Origin of the sequence: Acinetobacter sp. YH01020 (assembly GCF_013420275.1) — a bacterium.
GTDB classification, from domain to species: domain Bacteria; phylum Pseudomonadota; class Gammaproteobacteria; order Pseudomonadales; family Moraxellaceae; genus Acinetobacter; species Acinetobacter amyesii.
In genome coordinates, this window is record NZ_VOYN01000055.1 from 1 (window position 1) to 21,603 (window position 21,603).

At 42.7% G+C, this 21,603-nt stretch carries 20 protein-coding genes and 3 pseudogenes; 10 read left to right on the forward strand and 13 right to left on the reverse strand.

Going from position 1 to position 21,603, the window contains the following annotated elements; genetic code table 11:
- Positions 1-113: 113 nt before the first annotated feature.
- Positions 114-470, reverse strand: coding sequence for a hypothetical protein (locus FTT85_RS15615; protein WP_257232177.1), 357 nt, complete (start codon positions 468-470; stop codon positions 114-116).
- Positions 471-707: 237 nt separating this feature from the next.
- Here FTT85_RS15615 and FTT85_RS18585 point away from each other — a divergent pair.
- The 5 genes and pseudogenes from FTT85_RS18585 to FTT85_RS15635 all read left to right on the forward strand — a co-directional run.
- Positions 708-950 (forward strand): annotated as a pseudogene (locus tag FTT85_RS18585) (DDE transposase); the annotation flags it as partial.
- Positions 951-1,171: 221 nt separating this feature from the next.
- Positions 1,172-3,112, forward strand: coding sequence for a TonB-dependent siderophore receptor (locus FTT85_RS15620; RefSeq protein WP_180082148.1), 1,941 nt, complete (start codon positions 1,172-1,174; stop codon positions 3,110-3,112).
- A 2-nt stretch (positions 3,113-3,114) separates the two neighbouring features.
- The gene (gene cobN / locus FTT85_RS15625; RefSeq protein WP_180183916.1) at positions 3,115-7,215 is read left to right on the forward strand and encodes a cobaltochelatase subunit CobN; all 4,101 of its coding nucleotides are present in this window, start codon (positions 3,115-3,117) and stop codon (positions 7,213-7,215) included.
- A gap of 8 nt (positions 7,216-7,223) precedes the next feature.
- Positions 7,224-7,727, forward strand: coding sequence for a MotA/TolQ/ExbB proton channel family protein (locus FTT85_RS15630; RefSeq protein ID WP_180183917.1), 504 nt, complete (start codon positions 7,224-7,226; stop codon positions 7,725-7,727).
- Positions 7,727-8,032, forward strand: a complete 306-nt coding sequence (locus FTT85_RS15635; RefSeq protein ID WP_180082151.1) for a DUF2149 domain-containing protein — start codon at positions 7,727-7,729, stop codon at positions 8,030-8,032. The genes FTT85_RS15630 and FTT85_RS15635 overlap by 1 nt, the downstream gene beginning before the upstream one ends.
- A gap of 201 nt (positions 8,033-8,233) precedes the next feature.
- Here the strand turns inward: FTT85_RS15635 and FTT85_RS15640 are convergent, their stop codons facing one another.
- Positions 8,234-8,476 (reverse strand): hypothetical protein, encoded by a 243-nt coding sequence (locus tag FTT85_RS15640; RefSeq protein ID WP_180082152.1) that lies wholly within the window; start codon positions 8,474-8,476, stop codon positions 8,234-8,236.
- A 177-nt stretch (positions 8,477-8,653) separates the two neighbouring features.
- On the opposite strand from FTT85_RS15640, the gene FTT85_RS15645 reads away from it, so the two are divergent.
- The 3 genes and pseudogenes from FTT85_RS15645 (at position 8,654) to FTT85_RS15650 (ending at position 9,561) form a co-directional block, all read left to right on the forward strand.
- The gene (locus FTT85_RS15645; RefSeq protein WP_180174368.1) at positions 8,654-8,956 is read left to right on the forward strand and encodes a helix-turn-helix transcriptional regulator; all 303 of its coding nucleotides are present in this window, start codon (positions 8,654-8,656) and stop codon (positions 8,954-8,956) included.
- Between the two features lie 64 nt (positions 8,957-9,020).
- Positions 9,021-9,212: pseudogene (locus FTT85_RS18880) on the forward strand (type II toxin-antitoxin system HipA family toxin); the annotation flags it as partial.
- A 112-nt stretch (positions 9,213-9,324) separates the two neighbouring features.
- On the forward strand, positions 9,325-9,561 hold the full coding sequence (locus FTT85_RS15650) for a VF530 family DNA-binding protein (protein WP_005173763.1): 237 nt from the start codon (positions 9,325-9,327) through the stop codon (positions 9,559-9,561).
- A 495-nt stretch (positions 9,562-10,056) separates the two neighbouring features.
- On the opposite strand, the gene FTT85_RS15655 is transcribed toward FTT85_RS15650, so the two are convergent.
- The 6 genes from FTT85_RS15655 to FTT85_RS18955 form a co-directional block, all read right to left on the reverse strand.
- On the reverse strand, positions 10,057-11,736 hold the full coding sequence (locus tag FTT85_RS15655) for a bifunctional diguanylate cyclase/phosphodiesterase (protein WP_180183918.1): 1,680 nt from the start codon (positions 11,734-11,736) through the stop codon (positions 10,057-10,059).
- A gap of 4 nt (positions 11,737-11,740) precedes the next feature.
- Positions 11,741-12,178 (reverse strand): roadblock/LC7 domain-containing protein, encoded by a 438-nt coding sequence (locus FTT85_RS15660; protein ID WP_180177497.1) that lies wholly within the window; start codon positions 12,176-12,178, stop codon positions 11,741-11,743.
- A 3-nt stretch (positions 12,179-12,181) separates the two neighbouring features.
- Positions 12,182-12,721 carry an ATP/GTP-binding protein gene (locus FTT85_RS15665; protein ID WP_180041756.1) on the reverse strand — a complete coding sequence of 180 codons (540 nt, stop codon included), beginning with the start codon at positions 12,719-12,721 and terminating at the stop codon, positions 12,182-12,184.
- A 10-nt stretch (positions 12,722-12,731) separates the two neighbouring features.
- Positions 12,732-13,700: a hypothetical protein gene (locus tag FTT85_RS15670; RefSeq protein WP_218955498.1), complete on the reverse strand. Its 969-nt coding sequence runs from the start codon at positions 13,698-13,700 to the stop codon at positions 12,732-12,734.
- Positions 13,701-13,772: 72 nt separating this feature from the next.
- The gene (locus tag FTT85_RS15675; protein ID WP_180183919.1) at positions 13,773-14,132 is read right to left on the reverse strand and encodes a roadblock/LC7 domain-containing protein; all 360 of its coding nucleotides are present in this window, start codon (positions 14,130-14,132) and stop codon (positions 13,773-13,775) included.
- Between the two features lie 317 nt (positions 14,133-14,449).
- Entirely contained in the window at positions 14,450-14,557 is a 108-nt protein-coding gene (locus FTT85_RS18955) for a prepilin-type N-terminal cleavage/methylation domain-containing protein (RefSeq protein ID WP_180041762.1), read from the reverse strand.
- A gap of 119 nt (positions 14,558-14,676) precedes the next feature.
- Here FTT85_RS18955 and FTT85_RS15685 point away from each other — a divergent pair, with 119 nt between their 5' ends.
- Both FTT85_RS15685 and FTT85_RS15690 read left to right on the forward strand, forming a co-directional pair.
- Positions 14,677-14,841 (forward strand): hypothetical protein, encoded by a 165-nt coding sequence (locus FTT85_RS15685; RefSeq protein WP_180041764.1) that lies wholly within the window; start codon positions 14,677-14,679, stop codon positions 14,839-14,841.
- A complete protein-coding gene (locus tag FTT85_RS15690; protein ID WP_180041766.1) occupies positions 14,842-15,243 on the forward strand; it encodes a MipA/OmpV family protein in 402 nt (133 codons plus the stop codon).
- 32 nt (positions 15,244-15,275) lie between these two features.
- On the opposite strand, the pseudogene FTT85_RS15695 reads toward FTT85_RS15690, so the two are convergent.
- From FTT85_RS15695 to FTT85_RS15715, 5 genes and pseudogenes are all read right to left on the reverse strand, one after another.
- Positions 15,276-16,208: pseudogene (locus tag FTT85_RS15695) on the reverse strand (RNA-guided endonuclease InsQ/TnpB family protein); the annotation flags it as partial.
- 148 nt (positions 16,209-16,356) lie between these two features.
- Complete coding sequence (locus FTT85_RS15700) at positions 16,357-17,538, reverse strand: HlyD family type I secretion periplasmic adaptor subunit (RefSeq protein ID WP_180183920.1); 1,182 nt, start codon at positions 17,536-17,538, stop codon at positions 16,357-16,359.
- Positions 17,535-19,664, reverse strand: coding sequence for a type I secretion system permease/ATPase (locus FTT85_RS15705; protein ID WP_180183921.1), 2,130 nt, complete (start codon positions 19,662-19,664; stop codon positions 17,535-17,537). The genes FTT85_RS15700 and FTT85_RS15705 overlap by 4 nt, the downstream gene beginning before the upstream one ends.
- Positions 19,661-21,148, reverse strand: coding sequence for a TolC family protein (locus FTT85_RS15710; RefSeq protein ID WP_180183922.1), 1,488 nt, complete (start codon positions 21,146-21,148; stop codon positions 19,661-19,663). The genes FTT85_RS15705 and FTT85_RS15710 overlap by 4 nt, the downstream gene beginning before the upstream one ends.
- Positions 21,129-21,603 (reverse strand): transposase (locus FTT85_RS15715; protein ID WP_180183923.1); only part of this gene is annotated, 475 nt, incomplete at its 5' end. The genes FTT85_RS15715 and FTT85_RS15710, both read right to left, overlap by 20 nt.

Here is a 21,603-nt window from a genome sequence, read left to right on the forward strand (position 1 = left end):
TGCAGGGTCGTGTGGTGGTGCGCCTTTGGACATTATTAAAAAATACATTCAAAACCAACAAGGTTAAAACCGTGAAATTCACCTCCACCCTGACTGTCGGGTGGAGTCCTCTTTCACTTTAAGATAGGATTGCTCGCTCCTACTTTAAGCAATGGCCAATCTGCTGACTCTTCTTCATACTCAGGGCGGCCAAGTTTTTTTAATAATTCTTTTCGACCATATCCTTGAGGTAATAGATCAATTAGAAAAGCTGGCCACGTAGGCTCAATATTGCTTTCTAAATTAATCGGATAATGGTTTGAAACAGCATGACCATCTCGTAACCCCATATGTTCAATTACATAATCCATTGAATAATATGTTCCGCAGCTAGCTTTCCAACCTTTAGCTTTTTCACCTATTACTTCAATAGTGGCACAATCGATCCATTGATTATTCAGAAATATTTGGATAGAACAAAAATCATTCATAATTCTATTTAAATAGTAAAGTATAGGCAGTTTTTCCTATTATATACTTATTATAGTAGTAAAGTATTATTTTTATCCAAGTGAGTTTTCAAAATTATGCTTCATCCATAATCCATTCTTTGAAAAGAGCATCCTCGATTTCATAACTACCATTTTCTGGTTTAAAAATAATTTGCGAATAAAAGACATTGATGAATTATTCAAAAACATTGTGATAATTTATTTGGTATTTAGCTATATATGGCTCAACGTGCAAAAGTCAGTCCTTTGAGAATGAGCTTTCATATTACCTCTATTGCTATCCTTAACCTATTGAGATTTGATTCTTTGGCCTCCGCAGGCAATTTGCCTAAACATCTAGAAAGTTTGATGGAAAAATCTAAAAGGTATGTTTTACCGGAAAGAAGAAGTAGAAACTACCCACGAGTTGTGAAAGGAAAACCACAGAAATATCCAAAAAAATGCCAATCAATCTCTTAACTGACTGGCATTAGGCCGTCGAAGGGATTTATAGGCCACCCCTTTAGCTTACCCTTCGTTGTTATGTACAACAGTGCCTTTGTTTGTGCAACAAAGTCCTTTACTTCTAACAATTGTATCCATTTTGACCATGAATGCAGAAAAGCGTATAAAATCATTTACATTTTATTATGTTATAACATAACATTTTGTGGAAATAGATGAAAACCCAATAAGACAATATGCGTATTTTTATTTTAGGTGCCGGACTGTTATGTGTTCAACACAGCACCTTTGCCGCTGAAGATGTAGCAGCGGAGCATCCCATTCACAGTATGAACACCATTGTGGTTACGGCATCGGCCCAACCAGAAAATATCCATGAAGCACTTGCAAGTATTGATGTCGTTGATGGCAATAGCCTTAGAAATCGTTTTGTACGAGATCTATCGGATGCATTGGACGACCGAGTCGGGATTCAAAGTCAAGGACTCGGCTTAAATCGAAAAGGTATTTCTATTCGCGGTATGAATCCAGAACATACCCTTTATCTGGTCGATGGTCAGCGCATTAATTCATCTTCGTCTGCGGTGGCCCATTCGGATGCCGAACTCAACTGGATTCCCGCTGAGGTAATCCAGCAAGTCGAAGTGGTGCGAGGCCCCATGTCGTCATTGTATGGCTCTGAAGCTTTGGGCGGGGTGGTCAATGTAATTACTCGAAAACCGCTTGATGAATGGCAAGGTTCAGCAAGTCTGCAGTCGGTATGGAATGAAAGCGACTTGGGAGGTGATCTGTTTAAAAGTAGTGCTTACCTTGCAGGGCCACTGATTCAAGACCGTTTAGGCATCAGTCTTTGGGGCGAATACCGTCAGCGCGATGCTTTGCATGATCCTGCACAGCATCAAGTATATCTACAAGACCAGCAAAAAAATTCCCAAGCCCATGTGGGACTATTCTGGCAATTAAACCCTGCACAGCAGATAGAAATTTTTACGGACTATGCTGAAGAACAGCGTCAAGATCTGCGCAGTGGAACACGCGGTCAGTATTATCAGGTTAATGATGATATTGAGCGTCGTCGTGTCGGGTTGAAGCATTTAGGTGAATGGGACTGGGGCAAAAGCACTGTACAACTGTATCAAACGGACTTTAAACGTGACAGCCGGCGTAGCGATGGCGGAGACACGACCTCACCACAGCAACTGACGGATCAAATTGCCAGTATGCAGTTGCAATTTGAACAGGGCAAGCATCAGTTTATTGTCGGCAATGAACTGCGTTCCGAACAGTTAAAAGACCCCACCGTGAATCAGCAACACAAAGATCGTGCAACGCATTACGGTATTTATCTGCAAGACACATGGCAAGTCAGTGACCCCCTCAAAATAGGTATGGGCTTGCGTGGGGATGAGCATGAAAAATTTGGTTGGGAACTCAGCCCGAAACTGAGTGCCGCATTGGATTTAACTGAACAGTGGACCCTAAAATCCGGCATCGGCCGGGGGTTTAAAGCCCCCACACTGAAACAGCTTTCAGCTGAGTTCGAGTCGCATGCAGCAATGGGCGGACGTGGCATCATTCGTGGCAATCCTGACTTGCAGCCAGAAACCAACACCGCTTATGAAATCGGACTGCATTTTCATCATGGCGAGTTTGAGAGTTCACTTGGCTGGTTCCAAAACGATGTCGATGACTTGATTGAAACTGCACGGCGCACGCGTTGTGATGTGGCGGGCAAGGTCTGTCTGGATTATGTCAATATTGCTCAGGCCCGGTTGCAAGGCCTGGAATGGCGTGCGGCCTACCAGTTTGAACCAGCATGGCATCTTGAAACCAATTACACCTATCTAGATGCACAAGATCAAAGCAGTAAACAGCCTTTGCCGGATCGCGCTAAGCATCAATGGAATACTTCATTAAATTGGCAAGCCACAGACCAGTTCAGCACACGGTTACGTCACCATTACCGCAGTCGCCAATTCCAGGCGGCGGATCAGCCTTATAGCAAAGGCTATAGCTTATGGCATCTCTATGCTGATTATCAGCTGACCCATCAACTCAAGCTACAAGCAGGGATCGAAAACTTTACCGATGAGAAAACCGGTTTCGATCCTGATCAATTACACAGTTCTACCGATGCTGGTCGTCGCTACTTCCTCGGCCTGAATGCGAGATTTTAAGCATGGTGATCTTTCAGCATTTACTCGCAGGTCAACTCCGTGGGTATTCTCTAGGGAAATTCTGTTTTTGCCTGATCTGTCTATGGGCAGGATTCAGTACAGCGGCCATGGCACAGCAGTCAGCACAGACACAGCTTTTAATTCTGCATAATGATTTTGTCAGTGCACAGAAGTATGAAAAATTAAAAGCGCTGGCAGCACAACAAGGTGTCCAGCTTCAGCATATGAATGTTGAGCAAAAAATGGAACAGCTTGAGTCGGCCATTCAGCAAGCCGAAATGGTGATTTTAGACGTACCTCGGCCACCAGACCGTAAGCAGGTCGAGGACGCTGCACTTGCAAGACTTGAACAGCAGAAGCGTCCTTATATGATTGTAGGCGGTGGAGCACCCAAGTTTCACAAAGTTCCAATGCTGTACGGTTTTAAACTGCTTGACTTATATGCGAGTGGTGGCATGAACAACTTTAAGCAATTATTTATATCCCTGCAGCGCTGGATCACGACCGGGGAAAAAAAGGCTTTAAAGGCTGAAAAAATGCCGGACATCGCCATTTATCATTCCAAAGCCGAGCAGATTTTTGACAGCGTGAAAGCCTATCAGGCATGGTATGACAGCTATCAGACACAGCATACTCAAGCACAGACACGTGTGGTGTATGTGATGCATCCAAGCAATCTAACCAATTTAACCACAGCACGTCTTGATGAGTTGATTGAGCTGACTGAACAGCAGCACGTGATGCCTGTTGTACTGTTGTGGAGTGAGTCTAAAGCGAAAACGACACTGTCTGAATATTTTAAGGACATGCCCATCACGGCGATGGTGAATTTGACGCATATTCAAAATGGTCAGCAACTGGTCGCAGAGCTTGAGAAAATCAATGCCCCCATGATTCAAGCCTTATCCTTTCATGGCAGCATGGAAGATTGGCACAGCGCGACCTCAGGTGTGCCACCACATCTGGCATCGGTGTTTTTAAGTTTGCCGGAAACCTGGGGGTTTTCTGATCCGACGGTATTGTCCATCCATGAGCATGGTCAAGAAAGCTGGATGCCTAGGCAACTTGGCAGTTTACTACGGCGCACCCAGGCACAAGCCAGGCTGAAATATTTATCCAATGCAGAAAAGCAGCTTGCGCTGATGTTTTGGAACTACCCGCACGGGCAGCAAAATCTGTCAGCCTCGAATTTGAATATTCCGCGAAGCCTGGAAAATATTCAGACAGCCTTGCAACACGCCGGATATGACACCCACACGGTGAGTGAACAACAGATCATTCACGATGCCAGACAGCTCCTTGCAGGATTGAATCAACCTGAAAAATTAAAAGATTTAGCCACACAGGACCTGCTTGCCTATTTCCCAGTCCAGGATTATCTGACATGGCTGGCACAACTGCCTGCTGACCGTCAGCAAGAACTCGCCACAACATCGACTCTGGCACGATTGCAAGAACACTGGGCCGTAGTCGAACGTAATGGACAATGGTATTTCGCGATTCCACGCGTGCAATACGGTAAGGTGATGCTTCTGCCACAGCCACCTCGTTCAAGCTCGGGAAAAGATTACCATCGCCAAGATTCAGTTCCAGACCCGTTGTATCTGGCCACATATCTATATCTGCAACAGCATGCCAATGCCCTGATTCATTTAGGAACACATGGCACACAAGAATGGTTGCCGGGCAAGGATAAGGGTTTGTCAGTCGATGATTATAGTTATCTGACGGCAGGCGATTTACCGATTTTTTATCCTTATGTCCAGGACAATCTTGCAGAGGCAATACAAGCCAAACGTCGTGGACGTGCGGTGACCATTAGCCATCAAACGGCAGCGTTGGCACCTTCAGGTCTATATGATGAACTGCGTGATTTGCATGATCTTATTCATCAATATGTACAGCTGAATGATGGCATGGTGAAACAGGACACGCAAAACCGGCTGATCCAACAAACCCTGAAAAGTGGGATTGCTCAGGATTTAAGCTTATCCGAATCACAAATGCAGGCAGATTTCCCAGCCTTTTATGCACAGTTGCATGATCATCTGCATGCTTTGGCAGGACAGGCCGTGCCGATGGGCTTACACCAGTTTGGGCAAGCTGCAGAAGATGAGCAGCGTTTGATAATTGTACTACAACAGTTAGGTGCAGATTTTATTCAGGACCTAAAATATGACCCGAAGGAAATTTTTAATCGTGATGTTGCCGCGATTCAACAGTCGCTGCCATTTCGTTTCTTAAAGCAGCATGTGTTGGCCAATCCGGATCAGGATACTGAAATTGAACAGATGAAGTTAAATGCCAAGTTAAAAAAATGGATCACGACGGCTCAGGAAAATTATCAACGTTTGAGTGCAGAGATGGAACTGAGCAGCCTGTTAACGGCATTAAATGGCGGCTTTATCGTTCCTGGCTCAGGCGGTGATCCGATTCGCCAACCCGAAACGATCAGTGGACGGAATTTATATGCTTTTGAAGCCGGTAAAATTCCTACTCCATCTGCCTATAGCATGGGCAGTGAAACCTTTGGCCAGATGATTCAACAATATCAACAAAAACATCCGGATAAATATCCTGCCAAAATTGCAGTGAGTTTATGGTCTTCTGAAACGATTCGCCATTTGGGTGTCTCTGAAGGTCAGGTCCTTGCCGCCTTGGGTTTAAAGCCGGTCTGGAATGATGCGGGTAAACTGGTACAACTGGAGATTATTCCACGTGAAGCATTGCAGCGTCCACGGGTGGATGTGGTGGTACAGGCCACGAGTGTCTACAGGGACCAGTTTGATGGTTTTATCCGTTTGTTGGCACAAGCCATGTCCAAACTTGCCCAACTGGATGAAGCAGACAACCCAATTTATACGCATAGCCAGCAACTGGAAAAGGCCCTTATTGCACAACACATTTCCCCCGAACAGGCTCAGTCTTTATCGCGCCTACGCATTTTCAGCAATGCTCCGGGAGAATATGGTTCGGGTTTTAGTCAGCAAATTTTAACAGATGATCAATGGGATCAGGAACAGCAGCTGGCCAGTACGTTTTTAAATCGATTGCAATATGCCTATGGTGAACAGACATGGGGAGAACAGCTGCCTGTCAACATGTTTGCCGAAAACCTGAAAGGTGTGGAAATGGCGATCATGTCGCGCTCATCTAATGTACAGGGCGTCTTATCAACCGATCACCCTTTTGAATATTTGGGTGGTTTATCGCTGGCTGTACGTCAAGTTCAAGGTGCTTCACCAGAATTACTGATAACTGATTTACGCCAGAATAAAGCGCAAGTGACCTTATTAAACTCCTATTTGTCTGATGAAATGCGCACGCGTTATTTAAATCCGACCTGGATTAAGGCCATGCAACAAGAAGGTTATGCAGGTACTTTAGAAGTGTTAAATGCCACGAACAATTTATATGGATGGAATGTGGCAGACCCGGCTGTGGTCCGGAAGGATCAATGGGATGATTTATATGACACTTATGTACAGGATAAACGTCAGTTGGGTGTCAATGAATGGTTTGAAAAGCATCATCCCAGTGCACAGCTGCAAATGTTAAATCGTATGGCTGAAGCCATTCATCAAGATTACTGGCAGGCGGATCAAGAAACCAAAGCTGAAATCGCAGAACGTATTCACACTTTACGTAAGCGCTTGGATCATGTCGATTCATCGCGTCGTGTGGATGCATTTATGCAAGCACAGTTGCATCAGATGCCGCTCAACTCGACAGAAGCAGAAACACAAACCTGGAACACTGATCAGCATGTGGCTTCTGTATCCGCATCGCAAGTGCCAGCGCATGTAGCGGCATCAACAGCGATGCGTCATCAAGGTGTGGGGCTGAATACGCCAGTATCTGTCGAACAGGAGACAGCAACACAACAACTGATGAAAAAGACCGATTTTCAGATGGATGTAGCCAAAATACAGTCGCTTCCTGAAACGGTATCAAACACGGTCAAAGTCAAAGGTCAAACCTTAGAAGCCGTACAAAAGCCAAAAGAGCCACAACAAGATGTCATGCACTATGGCCTTTTATTTTTATTCACGATTTTAGGATTTGGTGCAGCGCATCAAATCTATCAACAACGTCAACGCTAAGGTCGGTTATGCAAGTTTTACAACTCGAAAGTCTGATTTATCATGCCTCTAAATTATTTTTATGGCCTGTGATGTTGTTGATCTTACTAATGCTGATTTTTGCCTTATGTGCTTTGGGCAGCTTTATCACTGAAGCATGGCTGAGAAACACGACACGTTATCAGTCCATGTTGGCGCGTTATGCAGATCGTCAAACAACACCAATCAGTAGTGATGATCTCGAACTGTGGATCATTAAACGTCTGGAATGGTTGCGGATTGTGTCACGTACCGCGCCGATGCTTGGTCTGATTGCCACCATGATTCCAATGGGGCCTGCCCTATTGGCACTGTCGAGTGGTCAGTCGGAACAGGTAGGACAAAACATGGTTGTGGCTTTTTCGTCAGTGATTTTATCCCTCATATCTGCCTCCATTTGTTTTTATATCTTGGTGGTACGTCGTCGTTGGCTGCTGGAAGAATTACGACACTATGAACTGACTCGGTTGACAAAATTGCAGGGAGATAGCTGATGCGTTTTATGGAACAGGATGAAAGTGATGATCCAATGCTGTCAGTAGTCAATCTCATTGATTTGTTTTTAGTGTTATGCGTGATTTTGATGATGCTGGTGGTGCAAAACCCATTGAATCCATTTTCGCAAGACAAGGTGATTGTGGTCCAAAATCCTGGTGAAGCCAATATGAAAATTTCATACAAGAATGGCAAGGAAATCAGGCAGTACGAATCAACCGGGAAAATGGGTGAGGGAGAAGGCAGTAAAGCCGGAGTGACTTATCAAATGAGTGATGGCCGGATGATATACGTCCCAGAGTAATATCTTTATGTTTTGAGTCTGAAGAAAACCACCTCTTGCGGTGGTTTTTTATATTCTTAGATTCTCAGACGAAGTGCAACAAAGATTAATTTAGGTTGAAAGCAAGATGAGATAGCATCAGAAAGAAAAAACAACTGATGCATCGCTCACTAAATTAGTATTCAAATGCAGGCACGATAGCCATTTTGTTTTGAAAACTCATCAAGAGCTTTTACAAACTGCCCCCTCACTATGCAGGCCTGCATCTAAAAAACTGAAATAAAAAACGCGCCATCCAAGCTGTTCTGCTAGGGGCGCAATATCTTTTCGTAAAAATTCTTTTTCCCATTCTGCGCGGGGCAAAAAAGTAAGAGAACTAGCTAGCCCAGTTTCAAGCATGCCCAAAATTTGTTTAGCTAGTTCTGTACGTGGAAAATGCCAAGGGTCATTGGAGATGGTCATCATTTTAATTACTCAGCAATGATTCTTTATTGCTATAGATTGTAAATGTCTAATTAGACTTCTTTAATCTAATAGGATCTAATCAGCCAATAAAGCACCTTTTCACCGATCAACCAACACATTTTATAACTCCATTATTTTGTGGCTTAATAGTCATATATAAACATAAGACCCAATATTATGGATTTAAGATTCAGAAAACCTAAAGAAGTTGTTACTTTATTATGTGAGAGGCTTCGTAAAGAACGACTTTATCTGGAAATGACTCAGGCAGATGTCGCTACACGTGCTGGTATTAGTGTGAATACAGTATCTAATCTGGAAGCTGGTCGAAATGTTTCATTTGAAAATTTAATACGCGTTGCCATGGTACTAGGCCGATTAAAAGAATTAGAGGAACTCTTCAAACCTCATTTAAACAGTGTAGATGACATTCTTCGCTATGAGAGCAATACGGCTCGCCAACGTATCAAAAGAAAATAAACCCATGCTCAAAAAACTTAATATTTACTACAATGGATGGGGTGAATATTGGCTTTAGGATACACTGGTCTTCTCAACAGCAATCACAGGTCAACCATTAATTTCCTTTGAGTACAGTACTGAAGCGATCCATAAAGGTTTAGAGCTTTCCTCTTACCTACTTCCATAAAAAGGTGACCCATTAAGAAAAAACTTTCCTACACAACAAATGGGATTACCGAGTCATATATATGATGCCTCACTCGATGGCTGGGGGTGCTCCAGAATTTTGGTGGCTATTCAGTCCATCATTACCTACATTCCAACTCTCTAGTTTTCCAACTAGCCAAGGTTATAATAATGGCCACCCAAAATACGATTGATCTATTATGAACACCCCCAACGACCCTTTACACGGCAAAAAACTTGCTGACATTTTGGATGAGTTGCTAGATTACTATGGTGGCTTTGAAGGCTTGAGTCGTAAAATTGAAATTAGATGTTTTTGCATAGACCCAAGTGTTAAATCATCATTGCGATTCTTGCGTACCACACCATGGGCACGTGAAAAAGTAGAAAGCTTATATTTGTACGTCTTACGCCAAAAGGCAAAACAGAAACCGTAGCCCCAGGCAACACCCCTCTCATTATAAATTATACCATTCAGTAAAATACCCTTAGATTAAGCATATGTATGTTGGTTATTATTGTTGATTATCACAATAAATTAGTGACCAAAAATCAAAGTACCCCACCCCACCTTAAATTACATCACACAAAATTAAAACCCTATATAACTGTTATATATAGAGTTTATTAAGTTACCAATTATATTATTTAGTGTATTTTATGTCGGTGACTCTTGCCAATGTTGAGGTTTTTTTATAAAAAGTAAGGATGCTAAAAATAGGCTTCTGATCCATTATACACTCCCCCTTAAGATCAGCAACGCTTGAAAGTAAATACATATATCCTAAATGCTTTCAGCTTAAAAAATCATAATGCTTTGAATGATGAGCCAATAACACCCATCATTTTGAGGATATTTACTTGGCATTTTGATCTCTTTGCTCAACGGCACAGTAAAATAAAAAAGGGTTCCACGATGAAACCTAATATAGTTAAAATTTACTCGGATAACCAAAATAGTAGCCTTGAAACAGATAGCAACCACTTTCCTTTAAAAGCAAAAATTGCGCTTCAGACTCTATACCTTCAGCCACAACCGTCAATCCTAAAATTTTAGCTAACGCGATTATCGTTTTAATCACCGCTAGATCTTCAGGATTGGACAGCATGCCCGCCATAAATGAACGGTCAATTTTTAATTGATCCAATGGCAAGAGTCGAAGATAACTGAGAGATGAATACCCCGTACCAAAATCATCCATCGAAAACTGAATGCCAAACTCAATTAAAGTTTGCATCGTTTTAATGGACTGGTTAAGGTCGGCATAAAACATGCTTTCAGTCAGCTCAAAACGCAAGAGTGCTGGGTTTACAGCATATTTTTCAATAATCTCAACTACATTTTTTTCAAAATGATGGTTCTTAAATTGTTCAGCACTAACATTGACTGCAATCACCCAATGCGATGCCTCATCCTGTTGATGCCAAGCAAGCAATTGCTGACAGGCAAGTTCTAAAACCTGATACCCGACTGTATGTATCAGCTCGGTCTTTTCAATCAGATGCATAAACCGCTCAGGCAGCATTAAACCATGTACGGGGTGCTGCCATCTTAATAAAGCTTCATAGCCTTTAATATTTTGTTCGGCGTCGACCAATACTTGATAAAAAAGTTGCAGCTCATTGCGCTTCAGCGCCAGACGAAAATCGGACAGCAAGCTCTGTTCAACTAAAATCCGTTGTTCAATACTCGCATCAAAAAACAGGATGTCATTTCGCCCCATTCTTTTCACTTCATAAAGTGCCATATCTGCATGTTTAAGTAATTCATGCGCTTGCAATGTATTATTGCAAAACATGGCAATTCCCATACTGACACTGGTATGCGTAAGTTTGCCATTTAACAAAAAAGGACGGCTGCACTCCTTGTGAATATATTCTGCGATATCTCTAACTTCTCTGCGGGCATCCTCTTCAATAGAACTAAGCTCTGACAAGATAATTAAAAATTCATCCCCTCCTAAGCGCACCACCATATTTTGCGGATGTATATGCTGGCTCAGTCGAATAGAGAGCACTTTCAGCAAATCATCCCCTACATCATGTCCAAAAGCATCATTAATATTTTTAAAATGATCCAAATCCAACATCAAAAGTGCGCCATAGGCCTGATTTAAGCCATTGCTTTCTATCACGGCAGCTAAATATTCTTTCATGAAATGTCGATTGGGCAGGCCAGTCAACTCATCATGCAAAGCCATATAACGTGCTTGAGCTTCGGCATTTTTCAGTTGGGTAATATCGGTACGGATAGAAATATAATACTTTAAGCTCCCTGTACTGTCGGTTAAGGGGACAATCGTTGTATCAACCCAGTACACAGAACCATCTTTTGCACGATTGCAAATTTCGCCTTGCCAAATGTTCCCGCTCGCAATGGTTTTCCATAATTTTTTGAAAAAAAGTCGAGAGTGGTAGCCCGAGTTAATAATTTTATGCGTGCCCCCCATCAGTTCGGCATAACTATATTGGGAAATATCACAAAACTTATCATTGACATGGGTAATGACGCCACGTGCATCGGTAATCGCGACTATAGAGTGTGCATCAATAGCACGTTGATAGTTCTCTAAATCTTTAGTGAGGTTTTCAAAAAAGAAGGGTGTATTCATCGGCTTATACTAAGGAATGCACGACAGCATGCAAGGGTTGTTGCTGAATACTTTGTACTGTTTTTTTGATTGAATACAATAACTGCCCCAGCAACACATCTTTAGAGCTTAACACCACCATCACCATAGGGTATGCAGGATGCGGAATGGCCGTTAGAATCGCTTTGCCATTGACGGCATCTAAAGTAATATTTTGACAGTCGTGTAAATCTATTTCACTGACAAAAGCCTGTACCATCGCCAAAATGGAACTGCTGACCGCTGCAAGTTTACCCAGATTGCTGCGGTTTTTCTTATAGACCGAAGCCAATTCAAAACCATCTGCCGAACAGAGCATGACAAAATCCACCCCTGAAACATTGCTCAAAACAGCATTCATATGTTGACGTGAGAAAGCAATCAGTTCATCTGGTGCTGTACGTTTGAGTTCATTGCTGTGCATATTTTAACTCTCTAAATAAACTTCGGCATGAGCAATTAATGCTTCAACCAGCAATAACACATCGTCTTTTTGACGTGCATCAATAAAAAATAAAGGTAAACCTTGATGCCCCCCCTGTTCTTCCCATTCACGATAAATGGCTGTCGTGTGCGCTGTTTTTTGGTCAAGGTGGGTGATGCCAATCACAATATTGTCACTCATGGCTTTAAAAGAATTTAAATAAAAATTTAAATGCTCAATCGGTTGTTCAATACTATGATCAATTAAAATAATAATGCCCAAAGCACCTTTGCAGATCATATTCCAAATAAAATCAAATCGCTCCTGCCCAGGAGTTCCATATAAACCGACTTTGGTACCATCCTCTAAAACCAATTCACCATAATCGATGCCAACGGTAGTGAACATTTTGCTATTGGCTTCGGTGTCGGTATTGATGGCTTCGGTAGCCAACACCTCTATACTCGATAACGATTTGATGGCTTCACTTTTCCCCGCCCCCATCGTTCCCGCAAACACAATTTTATGTTGTTGTAAAATCATTATCGTTCCATTATAAGCCAAGTTTTTTACGTAATTTACTCAAAAAACCACGGACTGCGCCAGTCTGCGCAGGCGGAGATACTGTTGCCAAGTGATGCGTTGTAGAATGTTCCTCGACTGGAATTTCTGTCAACATTTGTGCAATACGACAAGCAAATAAATAACGATGAATGAGCGGCGTGCCGACCTGCATCTGTTGCTGTACATAGTCCACCGTATGCCCCTGACTAAAATAAGCCGACATTTTTAATAGCACATTTCGCTGTGACTGATGTAAAGGCTGAGGCCAAGTCGATAGCCGATATGCGAAAGGAAATTCTGGCACATCATCCGCAAGATGATCCCAAACAAATTGCCAAATACCATGCTTTAAATCACGTGCTTTAAATTGTTTTTTAAACCGTACAATACTATTTAAATCTGCGGGAAGCACTTCCAATTCCGTCATCTCATGAATATTGAGTTGGGTATTGGAATAAAATTCATTGCTTTGAATATCAAAAAAGGACAATACCTGCCCATTACTTTGAATAATAAATTTATTGAGATTGGCATAATCCTGATAAATACAGTTAAATGCCTTAGAAATGCTGTGATGACTCAGCTTGTGTTGCGGCATCTGTACTTTAACAGCTGTTTCAACGGCTGGGGCAACAGCGCTGGTCATAATAAATTGGCTTAACCATGTAGATAAAGCATGCGTTGAAGATAAGGGCAAGTATAGGACATCATTGACAATCTGACCCGCCCATTGCTTATTTTTGTTGAGTTTTAAGATCCGCAAATTAGAGTTATCTTCTTGAAGTTGACTCATATGTGCGAAATCTTCATGTAATAATAAAATTTGTAGCTTTTTATCCGCAATATGTGTCCAATTCACTTGAAAATTCTGTGCCAATTTAGCGGTAATGGCATTTTTTAAATCAGTAACAGTGGACAATCCCAAACCAAATATCGAAATATACACAGAAGGAATCATATGCGTTTAGCACCTGTATACAAAAAAGACAGCGAAGAAGGTTGTTGAAACTCAACAACCTTCTTCTGTGTATTAAGAAAAATCTAATTCTTTTTCAAAGCGTTTCAGCTCATGTCGAGCCATCGCTAAATTGGCTTTGCTGCGGTCTAAGACTAAATATAAAAATAAAGCATCGTTAGAGTCCAATGGACGGATTAAATGATATTGCTTACCCAGCGTAATCAAAAAATCTTCAATATAGTCATTCAAATTTAATGAATTCGCCACTTTGCGCTTTGCACGAAGTACCTCTGTATTGCCTGCTGCCGCAAACTCTAGGTCAATGGAACCATTGCCCTGTGCTGCAAGTGCCAGTCCACTTTCACTGTCTACCAGTGCCGCTGCCACATAACCATCAATTTCATGCAAATTTTCTAAAGGAATTTTAGCCATGACGTGTACCCTTTTTTAAGCAAGTTAGAAATTATGTTATATCTACCCTTGTGATTATACACACAATTATATAATAAATAGTGACAAAATATAACATTTATTTCTCTATTTATAACTTGAAATATAAACCAAGACAAATACTCAAATATATTTTTCTGTGGTTTTGTATTTATACATGAGCACTTTGAAATATGCTGTTGTGTTTGCGACTCGTTTAGATCACCTATCGCTTGCACCGATCGAAACCCAAGTGGTGCAAGTAGTCTCATTCAGACCAATCCGTTAAACTCTTCTTCGAGCTCTCTTTTGCACTATAATCAACGCTGTCTCAGACTGCTCCCCATCATCAACAGCAAACTTAGAATGGCAATCGTAATTATCAGCTCAATTAAGGTCAGTCCAGTCTGAGAAAATCTATTCTTCATATGATTTCATCCAATCTGTGATCGAATTACACCCCCGTGATCCCTCGGTTTCCTTGTTGATTCTGCGTCAAGGTACAGCCAGATACTCTTGACTCAAGTCCAGTCGCCGTTATGGTGGTATGCATTTATATCAAGATCAGGCATTTAACATCAGTGCAATTTTAAGCGCCAATCTGGATGTTTTAGAGGTAAATGATTTGAATCGTGCCAAACTAGCCAAGCACAATTTAAGCAGAGAACAACTTGAAGATCGGCAGATGAGTGCAGATGCTGGCTTAGAATGAATGTGGAAAGGTCAATACGGTGTCCTCTCGACTCAAGTGCTCACCGATATCGGTAATGCCAGTGATACGGCGGCCGCAAAACTGAATTATCAATATTTTTGGCGCTTAACCCCGCAACTCAGCATCATTCCGAATATTGGCGCAACGTGGTTATCGGATGATCGAGCGAATTATTATTATGGTACCTTAGATACTGAAGTGGCCAAAGGTGTCACTCAATATCGTCCAGAGAGCGTGGTGATTCCTCACGTTTCGCTTGGCGCGAGTTATAACATCAATGCCAACTGGCGTAGCAGTGCGGTGGTGACCCATAAGATTTTGCCATCCAAAGTTTCAAACAGCCCTTTAATTGATCAAGCGCATCAGACCTCATTGTTCTTCGGTCTCTCCCGCAGCTTTTAACTGCAAAAACAGCCTTGACATCCTCACCTCCCTTAAACGGAGGTGATTCCTACAGCTAGACGCTTATGCCCAAGCGCAAGAATGTTCATGGCACTATTTAAGTCCCTATCGTGAGTGACACCACACTCACATGACCATTCTCTTATTCCAAGACCTGTCCTACTTCTCGGACTACTTGAGGTGATCTCACCGCAGCACGAACAGATTTGGGTGGTATAGGCTTCATTGACTTCTTTAAACATTACCCCTGCGTTCTCGCATTTATACTTGAGCATTGTTTTTAGTGCTGAAAACCCTGTATCTAAAACAGACTTTGCCATTTTAGTTTTTACAAGCTTTTTGGCACTTAAGTTACCTACAATTATGAGTGCATTATTTTTAACAAGTAATGTACTTGCCTTATGCAAATGGTCTTTACGGCAATTTGCAATCTTGGCGTGTAATGCACGTACACGTTTTTTATTCCTTGCTCGTTGAGCAATACCTAATTTCTTTTCGTATTGGCGATAGAACTTGGGGTTTGAAATAACCGTACCATCAGAACAGGTTGCAGTATCTTTTAAACCTAGATCAATACCTATGGCTTTGGTTGCTGTTGGTTTTTCTTGATTCGATGAATCGACCACAAGGCACACGTACCAACGCCCACGGCTGTCCTCAACAAATGAACCAGTTCTAACAGCATATTTGCTTAATCCATAGCTATCCCATAGCTTGAATTGATGTTTATCATATTGAACATATCCATCAGCGTATTTGATCGCTACTTTCTTAAACGGTATCAATCCAAGTGATTTTCTTGCTGACTTCTTGTTGCTAACACGCCATTTGAGTTTGGCTTTCTTAAACTGCTTTCTGCGTGTGACTAATTCTTCGGTGACAGCCTGAATGGTTTGGCTGTGCAAACTACACTCTTTAGATGCGCCTTTGGTGTATTGAGCAATATCAAATGCAGATAAAAATGAGCGCCTGTGGCGCTCATTGTTCATTTCTATTACAGACTGTGCTTGCAGTTCAATGCAATTTCGAACACTCGGGTAAAAACTAAGCAAACCTCAAAGCTTAAAAAAATAGCCAATAAGTATTACTAAAAACCTGATTTAAACCAAAATCTTAACGCTCTCTTAACGCCTCTTGCGCTTTATTAAACGGTTTAATCAGATAATCTAACACGCTTTTCTGACCCGTTTTAATATCCACTGTGGCCACCATACCTGGGGTAATACTAAACTGCTGCCCTGCTTTATTGTTCAGTTTATCGCTGTTGGTTTGAATATAGACCCGATAATAAAACTGGTCTTGCTTGACCTCATCCCGAATGGTGTCGGGTGAAATCACCGTGACTTTACCTTTGAGTCCGCCATAAATGGAATAGTCATAGGCGGTGACTTTAACCAATGCTTCCTGACCTGGGTGAATAAAGGCAATATCTCGTGGTGAAATCCGCGCTTCGATCAGCAGTTTTTCATCCAGCGGTACCAAAGTCATCAGCTTGCCATTTTGTGCCACCACCCCACCTAAGGTCATGACATTAATTTCTTTGACAATCCCGCGTACAGGTGACTTAAAGACGGTACGGCTCAGGCTGTCCGACTTACCCTTCACAATTTGTCCTTGCGTTTCAATGTCGGTATTGGCTTTGGCCAATTCTTCACGGGCTTTGACCAAATATTGGTTACGGACATCGTTCATTTGATTCCGCAGTTCATTGGCTTGGCGTTTTAAGCGTAACACTTCCACTTCACTGGCTGCACCTTTGGCCACCAATGGTTCGGTCATGCCCAGCTCTTGCTGTACCAACAGCAAAGCCTGCTGCAAACCCGCCAAAGACTCCTCTAAATTAAAACGACGAGATTGATACAATGCGGTTTCTTCACGTACCAATGCGGGATCTTTTAGGACTTCGGCAGGAAAATGCAGTGCTGTACCATTCACTTCGGCACGCAACCGTGCAGCCGTGGCTTGCGAGGCCAATAATAACGATGCCGACTCACCCACATTGGAAGCCAAACGGGTCGGATCAAGCTGTGCCAACACCTGCCCCTGTTGCACAATTTGTCCTTCTTGTACATTGAGCTTGGTTAAAATCCCACCTTCAAGTGATTGAATGGTTTGTTCTTTAGAGGAAGGCACCACTTTTCCCGTGCCTGTGGACACTTCTTCGAGCTGGAATAACCACGCCCATGCCAACAACACCAACAAACCTATACCAATAATCCAAATAAATAAGCTGGCACTTGGCACAGGTGGTTCAATGTGTGTCACTTTGTTCGGTTGCGAGGATTGCTGGCTCATGCTGTTGCCTCCGCCTGATTGGAAACTGACTGCTGCAAGATCTGTTGTTTACTGCCATCCATCACAATTTTTCCGTCTTGTAACACAATAATACGATCCACCAATTCCAGCACTGCACGACGGTGGGTGGCAATCACCAAGGTTTTTTGCCCCAGCCACGTGTGTAAATGATCAATCAATTGTTTTTCAGTGACATCATCCAAGGCTGCGGTCGGTTCATCGAGCAGCACAATATTCGGCTCACGTAATAACAGCCGTGACAAGAGTAAAGCCTGACGTTGTCCGCCCGAAAAACCTGCTCCACCTTCCAAGACCTGATGATCTAAACCTTCTTTTTTCGCCAACACAAAATCCAAAGCCCCTGTCATTTTCAAGACCGTTAAAATGTCTTGATCTGTGGCCAAAGGTGCGCCCAATTTAAGATTTTCCCGCACCGTTCCAAAAAATAAATGGGCATTTTGATTGAGCAAGCCCATATCACGACGCACATCGGCAGGGTCAATTAAACCCAAATCCACCCCATCCAGTTTAATTTTGCCTTGTACAGGTTCTTGCATGCCTGCCAACAGTTGTAACAGGGTCGATTTCCCTGCGCCATTGCGACCTAAAATTGCAATTTTTTCCCCTGCACGAATCTCGAGTTTTTGAATTGCCAAAGTCGCTTGCGCATCATCTTCGGCATATTTAAATAGGGTTTGGCTGAGCTCATACTGACCGTGCAAAGCTGTACGATGAATCAGATGGGCATGTTCCGCCTGATCGACAGGTTTTTTCATCAATTCATCCAAACTGGTTTTGGCCACTTTGGCTTGTTGCAAACGTCCCAGCACCCCCGAAATTTGGGCAATCGGCCCCAGCATCCGAGAGGATAAAATCGAACAGGCCACCAAGGCTCCCGTGGTCATATCGCCTTTCATGACTGCAAAACAGCCCACCAAAACCACAATGGCAAAGGTTAGGCCTTGGACTTTTTGCGTCCATGCGCCAACCACGCCCACCAATTTGCGCTGACGCATCGAAATCTCTGCCGAGACTTCATTCATATGGTTCCATTGGTTTTGAAAGCGTGCTTCGGCACGTAATAATTTAATATCTTCAATGCCCTGTACCGCTTCGACCAAGGTGGCATTACGAATTGCCCCTTCGCGCATACCTTCAGCAGCCAATTTCGCCAACGGTTTTTGAATCAAAATCCCTGGTAAAATCATCAACGGCACCACAGCCAACATCACCCAAAATAAATCGCCGCCAATTAACCAAAAAATGCCCAAGAACAATAAGAAAAACGGTAAATCGGCCACCGCTGAAATGGTGGTCGAAGTCACCAATTCCCGTACGCCTTCCAGTTCTCGAATTTGGGAAATAAAGGTGCCTGTGGACTTGGGACGTTCTTTATTTTTAATGCGTAGCGCATGACCAAAGACCCGATCTGAAATTTTCAAATCGGCCCGTTTGCCAATAATATCCGACAAATAAATACGGGCGACACGGATGCTAAATTCAAAGATCGCCGCCAACAATACCCCACCTGCCAACACCCACAAGGTCGGAATCGATTGGGCTGGAATCACCCGATCATAGACGTTCATGGAAAATAAAACCGTCGCCAAAGCCAAAATATTGGCCATTAAAGAGGCAAACATGACATCGATATAGCGTTTCCAATCCCGCAGGACAATTGACCAAAACCAGCTCGACTCATAGGGTTTGACATATTCATCAATCCGCACATCGGGGATCGATTTTTCAGGGCGTAAAATATAGACCTGTTGTATGCTGTGTTGCAGTTGTTGCAGCGTGAGCACTTGTGCCAAGCCTTGGTCACCGCTAAATTGTACGCTGGCATTGCCTGCGGCATCGAGTTTATCTAACACCCCGACCTGCCCATCGTGCATGGCAATGAGCACAGGTAAACGCCAAGGGTTTAAGATTTCGGGACTAAAGGCACTGGCTCTGACCTGTAGGCCAATTTGCCGCCCCATCAGAGTCACCAACTCATCGCTAGATGGGTTCGGGTTCCAGTCCAGTTGTAAACGTAAACGCTCTTCCGAAGCTTCAATGCGATAATGTTTGGCAATTGTTAAAACGGCTTGTAGCCAAGGCAGGTAGTGTATAGCGGTACTCATGGCTGAATCTCCACCCCTTGAATTTTAGTGTTATTGAGTTGGTAAAGATCACGGGAGCGCCCTGTGACATGAATATATTGAATTAAGCCTGCATAAATATCGTAACGGGCGGTTTCAATTTCTTGCGCTGCACTGTGAATTGCCTGCTCGGAATTTAACAAGTCCACCACGGTACGGGTGCCCAGTTTATATTGTTCTTGATACAGTTCTTTGGTACGGGCAGTGGTGTTTTTTCGCAATGCTAAAACCTCCATTTGCTTTTGTTTATTATCAATTTGCTCTCGAATCAAGCGAATTTGATCTAAAACATCTAAGTACACGCTTTGCACCTCGGCTTTGGCTGCCTGCTCGGCATACGCCGCTGAGCGTTGTTTGGCACGTAAAGCACCGCCTTGGAAAAAATTGCTGTTGGCTTCTAGCATGACTGAACTATACATGCCATCATCTTCATTATTATTGGGATTTTTTCCATTAAGTGCCTGATTTAAACTGCCTTTGACATAAATACTAGGGTAAACACTGCGTTTGGTTTCTTGGCTTTGGTATTGTGCCACTTGTACCGCAGCCTGTGCCGCCATCATTTTCGGAATTTGGCTAAAGCTGGGTTCTTCATATAACCCTGCATGACGAATCACAGTATCAGGCAAGCTCAGTTGTATATTGGACACGTCATAGCCCAAAAGGGTTCTTAGAGTTTGTTGATATTGCTTGAGTTGACTTTCTTGAATCAGTAAATTGGACTGCGCAGCTTCTAAATTGGACTGCGCCTGAATAGGGTCGGCCTGACTACTGATCCCTGCTTGCGCACGTAAATTGGCAATTTCGGCAATTCGAGCGATGCCTTGAAGTTGCTGATGCGCAATTTTAACAATTTCCCGATAGCGGTTGATATTGACGATAGCATTGGCGGTTTGATAAGCGATATCATCAATACTCACGAGCACATTGGCCTGTTCTTCTAATAATTTGGCTTGTTCAATATTGACCGCACTTTTAATTTTGCCAAAGTCATACAGGACTTGGGTTGCCGATAGGCTGTAAAGTTGTCTGCCCCGTTCACCTGTGGTTAAGTCAGCGGTGCTGATACCACCTGAAATTTGTGGATAATACTGCGCCTTAGCTGCATCGATATTTGCGGCTTGCCCTGCCAAAGTGGCAATACTGCGGGTGATTTCTGGACGACGTTGTAGCGCTTGTTGAATGGCGTCTTGTAAGCCTAGTTCGGCTATATATCTAACCGCCGCGGCATTTTTTGTGGGATGTCCAGTGGTTTGAGCCGTGCTGGTCACCACAGGCAACCGTTCTTGTAGCGACTGAATATCTAATGGAAATTGCTTAAACTGCTGCAAGTTGACTTGGTTTGCAGTTGCAGATTGCGGTGCGAATAGCTGCTGAATTCTATTTTTACTGGCATCAAAATAAGATGAGGAAGGCGCTGCATAAGCAGTGCTAAACGTGCTATAGCTAAATACCAAATAAATCATTACAGTAATCTTTAAATAATTTATCAATATCTTTAACTCTAAACTTAGTTCGAATCGCCTTGACTCGTGACCACATATTTTCTATTGGATTTAAATCTGGACTATATTTAGGAAGCCACACAATGTAATGGCCTGCACAACGTATCAACTCCTGAAGTCTTTTCCCTTTGTGAAAGGTCGCATTGTCCATAATCAAAACACTGCTTTCTTTCAACTTAGGTAATAAATCCTGTTCAATCCAACATTCAAATACTTCTGTATTCACAGAACAATTAAACACACCAACTGTCAACAATCTATTTTCGATAATTGCACCGATCGCATTACCGCAATTCTTCAACTGCCAGTTAAATTCACCTTCAGCACGTGTTCCTTGAAGGCTATAACTATGAGTTCTGGTACTTTCACTTTGAAAACCACTTTCATCTATGTAAATCAGAGGCAATTTCCCTTCT

Bases quoted from the DNA above. Each gene is read 5' to 3' on its own strand.
- FTT85_RS15615 (WP_257232177.1), bottom strand. From the start codon at position 470: ATGAATGATTTTTGTTCTATCCAAATATTTCTGAATAATCAATGGATC.
- FTT85_RS15620 (WP_180082148.1), top strand. From the start codon at position 1,172: ATGCGTATTTTTATTTTAGGTGCCGGACTGTTATGTGTTCAACACAGC.
- cobN (WP_180183916.1), top strand. From the start codon at position 3,115: ATGGTGATCTTTCAGCATTTACTCGCAGGTCAACTCCGTGGGTATTCT.
- FTT85_RS15630 (WP_180183917.1), top strand. From the start codon at position 7,224: ATGCAAGTTTTACAACTCGAAAGTCTGATTTATCATGCCTCTAAATTA.
- FTT85_RS15635 (WP_180082151.1), top strand. From the start codon at position 7,727: ATGCGTTTTATGGAACAGGATGAAAGTGATGATCCAATGCTGTCAGTA.
- FTT85_RS15640 (WP_180082152.1), bottom strand. From the start codon at position 8,476: ATGATGACCATCTCCAATGACCCTTGGCATTTTCCACGTACAGAACTA.
- FTT85_RS15645 (WP_180174368.1), top strand. From the start codon at position 8,654: ATGGATTTAAGATTCAGAAAACCTAAAGAAGTTGTTACTTTATTATGT.
- FTT85_RS15650 (WP_005173763.1), top strand. From the start codon at position 9,325: ATGAACACCCCCAACGACCCTTTACACGGCAAAAAACTTGCTGACATT.
- FTT85_RS15655 (WP_180183918.1), bottom strand. From the start codon at position 11,736: ATGAATACACCCTTCTTTTTTGAAAACCTCACTAAAGATTTAGAGAAC.
- FTT85_RS15660 (WP_180177497.1), bottom strand. From the start codon at position 12,178: ATGCACAGCAATGAACTCAAACGTACAGCACCAGATGAACTGATTGCT.
- FTT85_RS15665 (WP_180041756.1), bottom strand. From the start codon at position 12,721: ATGATTTTACAACAACATAAAATTGTGTTTGCGGGAACGATGGGGGCG.
- FTT85_RS15670 (WP_218955498.1), bottom strand. From the start codon at position 13,700: ATGATTCCTTCTGTGTATATTTCGATATTTGGTTTGGGATTGTCCACT.
- FTT85_RS15675 (WP_180183919.1), bottom strand. From the start codon at position 14,132: ATGGCTAAAATTCCTTTAGAAAATTTGCATGAAATTGATGGTTATGTG.
- FTT85_RS18955 (WP_180041762.1), bottom strand. From the start codon at position 14,557: ATGAAGAATAGATTTTCTCAGACTGGACTGACCTTAATTGAGCTGATA.
- FTT85_RS15685 (WP_180041764.1), top strand. From the start codon at position 14,677: ATGCATTTATATCAAGATCAGGCATTTAACATCAGTGCAATTTTAAGC.
- FTT85_RS15690 (WP_180041766.1), top strand. From the start codon at position 14,842: ATGTGGAAAGGTCAATACGGTGTCCTCTCGACTCAAGTGCTCACCGAT.
- FTT85_RS15700 (WP_180183920.1), bottom strand. From the start codon at position 17,538: ATGAGCCAGCAATCCTCGCAACCGAACAAAGTGACACACATTGAACCA.
- FTT85_RS15705 (WP_180183921.1), bottom strand. From the start codon at position 19,664: ATGAGTACCGCTATACACTACCTGCCTTGGCTACAAGCCGTTTTAACA.
- FTT85_RS15710 (WP_180183922.1), bottom strand. From the start codon at position 21,148: ATGATTTATTTGGTATTTAGCTATAGCACGTTTAGCACTGCTTATGCA.